This window comes from Vibrio bathopelagicus (assembly GCF_014879975.1).
Taxonomy (GTDB): domain Bacteria; phylum Pseudomonadota; class Gammaproteobacteria; order Enterobacterales; family Vibrionaceae; genus Vibrio; species Vibrio bathopelagicus.
Map to the genome: position 1 here is coordinate 362139 of NZ_CP062501.1, position 10076 is coordinate 372214.

5 protein-coding genes and 2 pseudogenes are annotated in these 10076 nt (G+C 42.7%); 2 read left to right on the plus strand and 5 right to left on the minus strand.

Going from position 1 to position 10076, the window contains the following annotated elements; translation table 11 throughout:
- Positions 1-207 precede the first annotated feature (207 nt).
- The 5 genes and pseudogenes from glpK to IHV80_RS18055 form a co-directional block, all read right to left on the minus strand.
- Positions 208-1728, minus strand: a complete 1521-nt coding sequence (glpK, locus tag IHV80_RS18035) for a glycerol kinase GlpK (RefSeq protein ID WP_017108454.1) — start codon at positions 1726-1728, stop codon at positions 208-210.
- Between the two features lie 59 nt (positions 1729-1787).
- Positions 1788-2642, minus strand: coding sequence for an MIP/aquaporin family protein (locus IHV80_RS18040; protein ID WP_192891719.1), 855 nt, complete (start codon positions 2640-2642; stop codon positions 1788-1790).
- A gap of 590 nt (positions 2643-3232) precedes the next feature.
- Positions 3233-5323 (minus strand): annotated as a pseudogene (locus IHV80_RS18045) (type I secretion system permease/ATPase); the annotation flags it as partial.
- 104 nt (positions 5324-5427) lie between these two features.
- Positions 5428-6789, minus strand: a complete 1362-nt coding sequence (locus IHV80_RS18050; protein ID WP_192891721.1) for an HlyD family type I secretion periplasmic adaptor subunit — start codon at positions 6787-6789, stop codon at positions 5428-5430.
- Positions 6786-8889 (minus strand): annotated as a pseudogene (locus tag IHV80_RS18055) (peptidase domain-containing ABC transporter). The gene IHV80_RS18050 and the pseudogene IHV80_RS18055 overlap by 4 nt, the downstream one beginning before the upstream one ends.
- A 352-nt stretch (positions 8890-9241) precedes the next feature.
- Here IHV80_RS18055 and rtxH point away from each other — a divergent pair.
- The gene (rtxH, locus tag IHV80_RS18060) at positions 9242-9586 is read left to right on the plus strand and encodes a protein RtxH (protein WP_192891722.1); all 345 of its coding nucleotides are present in this window, start codon (positions 9242-9244) and stop codon (positions 9584-9586) included.
- Between the two features lie 26 nt (positions 9587-9612).
- Positions 9613-10074, plus strand: coding sequence for an RTX toxin-activating lysine-acyltransferase RtxC (gene rtxC, locus IHV80_RS18065; protein ID WP_192891723.1), 462 nt, complete (start codon positions 9613-9615; stop codon positions 10072-10074).
- The last annotated feature ends 2 nt before the right edge of the window (positions 10075-10076 follow it).

A 10076-nucleotide genomic window follows, 5' to 3' on the forward strand; every position in this document is an offset into this window, starting at 1 on the left:
TGTGCTCGAATTGACGAAGAGAGAGAAGTAATGATGGTAAGGAATCATGTCTAAACCGCAAAAACGGTGCTCGTAACGTAAAATTTGAGCCTGAAACGCAAAAAAGAGCACAAAATAGTGCTCTTTTTAGTTTCGTTTACTGAGGTTCGAACAATCCAATCGACAAGAAAGTGATTATTCGAACTCCTCTGTTAACTCACGCTTAGATTACTCTTCGTCGTCATCGTGCAGTTCAGACCAAACCTGTGCACACTTGATAGCACGCTTCCAACCTTTGTAACGGCGGTTACGCTTCTCTTCGTCGTGGTGTGGCATGAACGTGCGGTTAAGAACAGCTTTGTCTTGAAGCTCGTCAATGCTGTCCCAGAAACCAACCGCAAGGCCAGCAAGGTAAGCGGCACCCAAAGCCGTAACTTCCGTTACTTCAGGGCGGTGAACTTCAGTATCAAGCACGTCTGATTGGAATTGCATTAGGAAGTTATTCGCTACTGCGCCGCCATCAACACGTAGTTTCGCTAGCTTGATGCCTGAGTCAGCTTGCATTGCGTCTAGTACGTCACGCGTTTGGTAAGCAATACCTTCCAGTGTTGCGCGGATGATGTGGTTAGAGTTAACGCCACGAGTTAGACCAACAATCGTACCTCGAGCATAAGCATCCCAGTATGGCGCGCCTAGGCCTGTAAATGCAGGAACCACGTAAACGCCGTTTGAAGAATCCACTTTCGTTGCGAAGTACTCAGAGTCTTCTGCGCCAGCTAATAGCTTCATTTCATCACGTAGCCATTGGATTGATGCACCGCCCATGAACACCGCACCTTCAAGTGCGTATGCTGGTTCGCCTTTAGGACCACATGCTAGCGTTGTTAGTAGACCATTCTTTGAGGTTACTTTCTCTTGGCCTGTGTTCATCAGAAGGAAGCAACCTGTGCCGTAAGTATTCTTAGCTTGGCCAGCTTCTACACACATTTGACCGTATAGTGCAGCTTGTTGGTCACCCGCAATACCAGCGATTGGGATACGAGTACCGCCTTTACCACCAAGGTTCGTTTGACCGTATACCTCAGAAGAGCGCTTCACTTCAGGCATCATGACTGCTGGAATACCCATCTCGTCAAGTAGCTTCTGATCCCAACATAGGTCATTGATGTTGAACAACATAGTACGTGACGCGTTGGTGTAATCCGTAACGTGTACACGTCCTTGAGTCATTTTCCAAACCAACCAAGTATCAACCGTACCGAATAGTAGTTTGCCTGCTTCAGCATCTTCGCGAGCACCTTCAACGTTGTCTAGAATCCATTTTACTTTGGTACCTGAGAAATACGGGTCAAGGACTAAGCCAGTATTGTCACGTACGTAGTCTTCTAGGCCACGTGCTTTAAGGTCTTCACAGATGTCTGCAGTACGGCGACATTGCCATACAATTGCGTTATAAACCGGTTTGCCAGTTTCTTTGTTCCAAACAATAGTGGTTTCACGTTGGTTAGTGATACCGATACCCGCGAGTTCGTCGCTGCGAATGCCTGCTTTAGCAAGCGCTTCAACCAATGTAGAGCTTTGAGTCGCCCAGATTTCCATTGGATCATGCTCAACCCAACCCGCTTTCGGGTAAATCTGAGTGAATTCTCGTTGAGAAGAACTAACGATGTTTGCATCGTGATCGAGGATTACAGCGCGAGAACTTGTGGTGCCTTGGTCTAAGGCAACAATGTATTTTTGCTCGGTCATGGTAAGAATCCTTTTTCTTTCGTTATTTATATTTTAGTAAATGTAAGGTTGCTTAGGGATTAAGCTTGAGCTTGTTTAGCTTCTTCTTCTGTTTCACATTGGTTTGGAATTGTGCAGCCTTGGCCTTCGACTGGTAGGTAAGCTCCGATAACGCGTGGGTACAGCCAACCGCCAAAACACGCGCCAGCGATTGGAGCAATAATTGGAACGATGAAGTAAGGAATATCACGAGCCCCGCTTAGTGCGAAATCCCAACCTGCAAAGTAAGCGAACAGTTTTGGTCCGAAGTCACGAGCAGGGTTCATTGCAAAGCCAGTTAGTGGACCTAAAGAACCACCAATTACCGCGATAAGAATACCGATCAGTAGAGGGTTCATTGCGCCGCGAGATGCGCCATTGTTTTCATCACCTAACGCTAAGATAGCGAACATCAAAACAGCAGTAATCACAAATTCCACAGCAAAAGCGCCAAAGAAAGAAAGTGAAGCATGTGGGTATGTTGAGAAAATACCTGCGGTTGATAGTGCGTCTTGGCTGCTACGAACGAAGTTATGTGCAATTTCGTAGTCAGTAAATAGGTTGCTGTACAGGCTGTAAACTAATGCTGCAGAGCAGAAAGCGCCAAGCAGTTGCGAAATGATGTAAGGCACCACTTTCGCTTTATCAAAGCCATGGAACATAGCCAGTGCAATTGTTACGGCTGGGTTGATGTGTGCGCCTGAAACGCCGGCAGTACAGTAAATTGCAATCGCAACACCGAAGCCCCAGATGATACTAATTTCCCATTGTCCGAATGTCGCACCAGTTAATACCAGAGCGGCCACACAGCCAACGCCAAAGAATATGAGTAATCCTGTACCGATAAATTCAGCCAAGCATTGCCCAAATAAAGAAGGGTGTTTGTTTGTTGTCATGTTCGAGTCCTTTTTAGTTTTGCTTATCTAGCACGTGTATTGTGCATATATTTGCGAACTCGAAAATAAACGAACATCAAAAATGAGCGTTTGAGCATAAAATTGTTAATTAAAGTCACTTGAAATGTTAATCCGAACACTTTTGCTCGGAAAAGATGTTCGCATGAACGTCATTGCTCGAATTGATAGGTTGCGAAACCGCTCAAACTACCTATATGTAAACGGATGCGCAACTGGTACGAGGAGTTTATGTTTGGATTTGTGATGCTACTTCGTGAGTGGTGGATTATTAGACTTAATTAGGAAGGGCTATGTGATGTTCTTGCTATGTTAGAAGGGCGTTAATAAATGAACCTGTATGCATAAATGAATAAACTGCCAACTAAGGTGTAGTTTGGCAGTTTTAATAGTTAGTCAGTTCATGGCTTTCAACTTGCTGTAGTTGATTAACAACAAGTTATAAAGAATTGTCTACGATCAGTGTTTGAGACTCTAGTTATTGAATGATGTTTGGTATTGAACTAATCAAATACAGATATTCAGGTACAGCCTAAGTTCGAGTTTCTCTCGCAATAGATACGATAATTTTATTACCCTATCTGTTGTTTCCAGAGTTTGGCATAAAGTCCTTCTTTCTCAACCAGCTCATCGTGAGTTCCGTTTTCACACACTTGGCCTTTATCAAGAACTAAAATGTTATCCGCATGACGAAGAGTGTTGAGGCGGTGTGCGATGCTAATTACGGTTCTACCTCGACAGATCTCGTCCATGTTGCTCATGATGGCAGCTTCAGAGTTATAATCTAGAGCAGAAGTCGCTTCATCAAGCAGCAAAATTCGAGGGTTTACGAGTAAGGCTCTTGCCAATGCGACACGTTGACGCTGACCACCAGATAGAGAAGAGCCTTTCTCACCGACCGGTTGGTCGAACCCGTGGGGAAGCTCTTCAATAAATTCTATAGCGCCAGCAAGCTGCGCTGCGTGACGCATCTCTTCATCAGAAGCTTGTGGCTTACTTAGGCGAATGTTATCTGCAACACTCCCTGAGAAAAGAATGCTGTCTTGCAACACAACACTCATATTGCGGCGTAACGATATAGGATCCGCGATAGCTAGGTCCATACCGTCGACCAACACTTGACCATGCTGGGGAACATACAAGCGTTGTAGTAGCCGGGTTATGGTACTTTTCCCTGAACCCGATGGGCCTGTAATACCGATAAATTGCCCTGGTTTTATTTCTAATGAGAGGTTAGCTAGTACCTCTGGAGCGTCTTCGTGGTAACGGAATCTAATGTTGTGAAACTCTATGCCACCATTGAGTTCAGGAACAGAAGCTAGCCCCTGTTTACTGTTTTCTTTTGGTTCGTCAAGAATGTCACCCACTCGCTTCAATGCAATGAGAGTATGTTGAAAGTCTTGCCAAATTTGAGCAAGTCTAAGTACCGGTTGGGTAACATGACCAGCCAACATATTGAATGCGACCAATTCACCGGGCGTTAGCTCACCATTTAGTACAGCGCTGACTCCCCACCATAGCAATAATGCAGCGGTAAGCTTTTGGATAAGTGCGATGCCTTGCCCTGCGATTAACCCAGACTTTTGAGCATCGAAACTACGCTTTAGTTGCTGGCTGAGTATGCGTTGCCATTGATGTAAGAATCGATGTTCAGTAGCAGTTGTTTTAATGGTTTCAATGCCTGTTATCGCTTCAGTTAAAAAGGTTGTGGCGTCGGCGTCTGATTCGTATTCTGATTCCACTTTTTTTCTTATTAAGGGGCCAGCGATAAGCCAAAGTAAGAAATAGATGATCAATGAACCGATTACTAACCAAGTCAGAGTACTAGCATAGTGGAACATGACGGCGATAAAGACAGCCACAAAAATTAAATCGAGTAATAACATTAACGTCGAACCCGTTAAAAACTGACGGATTTGTGCCATTTCACGAACTCGCGCAATGATTTGCCCGGTTTGTCTCTGCTTAAAATAAGTGAGTGGAAGGCCAACTAAGTGACGATAAAGGCGCCCTGATAGCTCTGCATTAACCTGACTCGCCAAATGACCAAATACGGTATTGCGTAAGTAGCTGTATGCTGGTTCAGCAATAGCTAATGCGAGCATTGCCATTGCGAGCACATGAAGACTTGATAAACTGCGACCTACTAGTACTTTGTCGATGACATTTTGAAATAGCAACGGGCTTACTAGTGCGAATATCTGAAGTGCAATAGCATAGAAAAATACATCACGCATCTGGCTTTTTTGACGCCAAATAGAGGGGGAAAACCAACTAAGGCCAAATTTCACTTCTTTGTTACTTAGTCTTTCATCCGCGACCAGTATTACCTTGTACATCGATAATTGACTACTCAGACTAAGCTCACTCTGCTGGTCTAATTGAGTGGTTGGGTCATGTAAAAGAGAGGAACCATCAGCTGACTTTGTGAGCACTTTCCAACTATTGTCGATTTCAATTAAAACGGGTAGTGGAAGGGTATCTAGCTCGCTTGATTTTACTTTCGTTACTTGACTTTTCAGGCCGATATAATCCGCCGCTTCCCTTATTTGCATGTCGCTCAAATTGGAATGATTGACACCCAATGCATGTTTTAGCTGTGTTTTAGTCGATTTCTTGTGAAAGTGATTTCCGGCATAAACGACGGCGTCTATTCCGCCATTATCTTTTGTGGCAGATATATCTTGATTGCTAGAGGTATCTTGAGTGCAAGAGGTATCTTGGGCGATAGACACATCTTGTGTTGTTGATAAGGTCATATCCATTCTCATCTCTCTCGTAGCGACTCAGCTTGGTATTCACGTATTGGGCTCAGTATATAGTCGATAACTCGGCGCTTATCCGTTTTGATTTCCGCAACAACGGACATACCTGGCGTTAGTTCAACGCTTTCTCCGTTAATTAAGATATTGTTATTGATGAGTTTAACTTGGGCTGGGAAAACAAGCCCTAGACGTTCATCCGTGGTCGAATCACGAGAAATACTTAACAGCTCCGCTTCGATAGTGCCGTAGCGAGTATATGGAAACGCATCTACTTTTACGGTCACTGACTGTCCGGGATAAACAAAACCTACATCTTTGTTGAGAATCTGTATCTCTGCTTGCTGAACGGAATTTTCAGGGACAATAATCATCAAGTTTTGTGCAGGTTGAAGTACCGCGCCTAGCGTGTAAATACTGAGTTGCTGTACCGTGCCATCGACAGGGGAGCGGATTATTTCTAATTGTTCACGCTCACGAACTTTAGATAACTCCTGAGCTAACCCAACCAACTGCAACTTTGCTTGCTTTCGTTTCTCAAGCCACTCTCTTTGCTTTTGTGCTTTGAAACCGGTTAACCTCTCTTCAAGGCTGTGATATTGGGATTTCAAAACCTCTAATTCAGCTCGCTGCTGAGACACTTGACGCTGAACCTCCAGTAGCTCTTTTTCTTGCTCTAGATACTCTACGTGTCCAATGACTTTTATTTGATTCAACGTTTTTCGTGCCGCGAGTCTTTGGCTAATATTTTCGGTTAACTGAATTAAGGCGCTGATGTCGCTTTGACGGGCTTCCTGTGATGCATTGTTGACGTGCATTTCTGCCTTGATACTTGCAAGAGTCGACTCGTACTCGCGTTTCTCGCTAAGGTGGTTTTCATTGATTAATGTCTGCTGTGCCGATGGTAAGGTCGAAAATAGAAGGTCTTTAGAGAGTGGAAGGCCACTGATCAGAGATCGGTAGCGAACTAACTCATTTGTCTGATATTCGGATTGAGTGATGAGACGTGTAATGTCTTGATTAATGCCTAAGGTGTCGAGAGTAAGAAGTGGCGCGCCTTTATCAACTCTCTGCCCGTCCTTAACGTGAATGGAGAGGACTCTACTTTGTTCATAAGATTGAATTACTTGTGAACGTCCAGAGACAACGAAACGCCCGGTTGCTGTCGCTTGTACGTCCAGTTTCCCCCAATACGCCCAAAGCAATACCGCCATGACCCCTAGGCTAAGAGTGATTGCCGTTAAACGAGCAAATGGTGAAGGAGGGCGTTGTGACAAAGCGAGGTGTGCAGGCAAAAACTCGTAGTGGTTCTCTGCGGCTTGGTTGAACTTGAATCTAGCCAAGAATTGCTTGATTACGCTTTTCATGCGTTTGAATCCTCTTGTTTGAGCTCTTGTTGAAGTTGCCACAACTGTTTGTACTGTTTACCCAACGTTAATAATTGTTGGTGGCTGCCTTGCTCGACGATACTCCCTTGGTGAAGAACAATAATTCGATCACAATCTCGTACGGTGGATAATCGGTGAGCGATAGTAATGACCGTTCGGCCCTTTGCGATGCTCGTCATATTGGATTGAATCAACGCCTGTGATTCATCGTCAAGTGCACTAGTAGCTTCATCTAAAATAATGATTTTGGGATTAGAAAGCAGAGTTCGTGCAATCGCGAGCCGTTGCTTCTGCCCACCAGAAAGAGATTGTCCGCCTTCGGCTAATATCGTGTCATAGCCAATTGGGAGCTTCATAATAAACTCGTGGGCTCCAGAGAGCTTCGCCGCTTCGATAACCTCTTCTAAGTTTGCTTCCGGTTTTGATTGGGCAATATTCTCGCAAACGCTTTTGTTAAATAAATAGTTTTCTTGCAGCACGATGCCGATTTGTTGACGCAGTTGCTGAATACTAATTTGATTCAGTGGAGTGTCATCAACCGTGATTAACCCTTGTTCTGGGGTGTATAGTCGCAGTAATAATCGAGCTAAGGTGCTTTTCCCAGAACCAGATGTGCCGACAACGCCTAAGGTTTCTCCTGCTTGTATATCCAAAGATAAGTTATCGAGAGTTGGAGGGGTATCAAGTTGGTAACGAAACAGAACGTTTTTGAAAGAAATAGCCCCTTGCATTGTCACCATGTCGTTACCTGTATGTTGTTCTACCGGCAAATTGAGCATGTCTCCTAACTTCTCTAATGCTACGCGGGTTTGAATAAACTGCCCCCATAGTTCGACCATACGAGATAAGGGTTGAGCTATGTGATTCGTCATCATGTTGAAGGCAATAAGTTGGCCAATAGTCATCTCCAATGACAATACTTCAGTTGCTCCTAGCCATAAAATACCGACACTGGTTACCTTCTGTATAAGTTGAACTGCATGATTAGAGCGATTGTTAATTTGTTGGACTACGTATCCAGTAGAAACCATTTTTTCTGTTTGTTCGTCCCAACGGCGAACAAAGCGTGGCTCTACGGCTAAGCTTTTTAGAGTTTCACTGCCAGCCACTGTTTCTGTTAGAAATGAGGTATTTGCAGCAGCATGTGTAAATTGCTCTTCTACCGCCGTTTGCATTCGAGGCGTGAGCCACCAAGCGAGTAATACATAAAGAGGAATGGTTACCATAAATAACCATGTGAGGGTTGACGAAAGTAAGCTCATTACGTAAAGAAAGACAAACATGAACAAGAACTCGACAGTTAAAGTGAACATAGAGCCTGTCAAAAATTCTCGTACGGTGTCGAGCTCACGCACTCGAGTTACGATAGCGCCTACTTGGCGTGTTTTGAAGAACATCAAAGGAAGGCCAAGCAAGTGCTTTACTAATTTAAGCCCCAATTGAATATCAATTCTATTGGCTGTGTGCGCATATTGATATTCGCGCAAGCCGCGAAGTATAACCTCTACAATGCCAGTGATCACAAGCCCTATCACAAGCACGTCAAGGGTTGACCAAGCTTGATGTACAAGTACTTTATCCATCACAACCTGAAAAAATAGCGGTGAGATTAAGGCGAGTATTTGCAATACAAAAGAAAACAAAAAAATTTCCCCGAGTATTCTTTTGTGTTGCAAAAATTCAGGAATAAACCAAGTGATATCAAACCGTGATTGAGCTTGTTTGACCTCAATCCATTTGTGGTTCCAAATTGAATTGAGTTCTCTATAAGAAATTATTTCAGGAGTTTCTTTATTAGGTTTTTGTATTAAACATTTATCTTTATTAGACTTCGCTAAAATAAATGATAGCCCTTGAGTATCGAATAGAATAACAGGTGTTGTTATATTGTTAATGTTTTTTGTTTTTGAACGCTTAATTACAATATTAACTTTGTTGTCTATTTGTATCTTCTTTAATTCATCGTTGAAGTTATTTGGTTCTGCAGTTGTTTTTTTATATCAATGATGTCTTTTTAGTGCCTAAAATACTTAAGTACAGGTGTATACACTTCAAGGTTAAAACTTCATTTTGTGTCATGATTTAAGCTTCGTGTCTGATTTTTATGGTGTTTAAAAAAGTGCGGCATAGTATCAGCACCTTAGTAAGTCTTCAAATTTATATTTCTAATAACCGAAAAAAAACATGAAATATTGTGAGCGATAAAATGCATTGTTTATTTTTCAAATTATGATAATGGTCGGTTTTAGATGTGTGAACTAATAGAGTTTATGCTCTAAAACAAATATTAAAGTAAGTTGATTCGAAATTTTTTGGGGTGTAAAATTAATTTATAAAACATAATATATTTAGTTTTTTGTTTTATCTATTCTAATAAGAGTTGTTTATAAGGCTAATCAAGCCGTTGTGTATAATTAATCGGGTTTAATTTATGACAGAGAAGTTTGTTCAAACAGTATCTAGTGTTAATTACAATAAAGGTGTTTTTTCTCTTTATTTCGTAGGTCAAGATCAAAAAAACATGGCTAGTGGTGTAATGGCTGAAAATGATGGTGACCTAGAACTTAAACAAGTCGTTCATATGCCAGCTTCTGGTTTCATGTATATGGTTTCAATGGTTAAAAACATGCTCGAAGATCCTCGCATGTCGGCAGAATTTGACAAGCTAGTTGCAGCTGGTTTTTTACCTTCAGATGATCTTAATGTTGACCAAGCTGAAGAAGTGAAAACAGAAGAAAAATCTGCGCCAAAGAAGCGAGCTTCTAAAGCAAAATAGTCGCTGTATTCGATGAGATAGGGCACATGTCTATTACACATCAATCAGCAAATCTAACCTTAGCGCAAATTCAAAATTTAATTGGTGGGGTGATGTTGTTAAGTCAGCATTCACCTCTCCACAGTAGATACGTTGTTGCTGAATGGCAGCAGCGCATTATGCCAGCGTTTGAGCTAAATCAGTTTTGCTATTACGAAGATGAACAAGGTCGCCCAATTGCATTTTGTAATTGGGCGTTTTTGTCTGGGCAGAGCCGAGATGAATTGCTATTAGGGGCTCGAGAAATCTCTTTATCTGACTGGCGGTCCGGCCAGCATATTTATATTCCAGAGATGATAGCGCCATTCGGGCATGGTCGAGAGGTCGTAAATGACCTTCGACGCCGTGTATTCCTTCCGTGGAAGGGGCAGAAAGTTTGCACTGTCCGCGGCAAGGTCGATGTTCAAAATGATCGCTGTATCAGAAAAGTACAGTGGTTTTCTATTTAACC

Bases quoted from the DNA above. Each gene is read 5' to 3' on its own strand.
- rtxH (WP_192891722.1), top strand. From the start codon at position 9,242: ATGACAGAGAAGTTTGTTCAAACAGTATCTAGTGTTAATTACAATAAA.
- IHV80_RS18040 (WP_192891719.1), bottom strand. From the start codon at position 2,642: ATGACAACAAACAAACACCCTTCTTTATTTGGGCAATGCTTGGCTGAA.
- rtxC (WP_192891723.1), top strand. From the start codon at position 9,613: ATGTCTATTACACATCAATCAGCAAATCTAACCTTAGCGCAAATTCAA.
- glpK (WP_017108454.1), bottom strand. From the start codon at position 1,728: ATGACCGAGCAAAAATACATTGTTGCCTTAGACCAAGGCACCACAAGT.
- IHV80_RS18050 (WP_192891721.1), bottom strand. From the start codon at position 6,789: ATGAAAAGCGTAATCAAGCAATTCTTGGCTAGATTCAAGTTCAACCAA.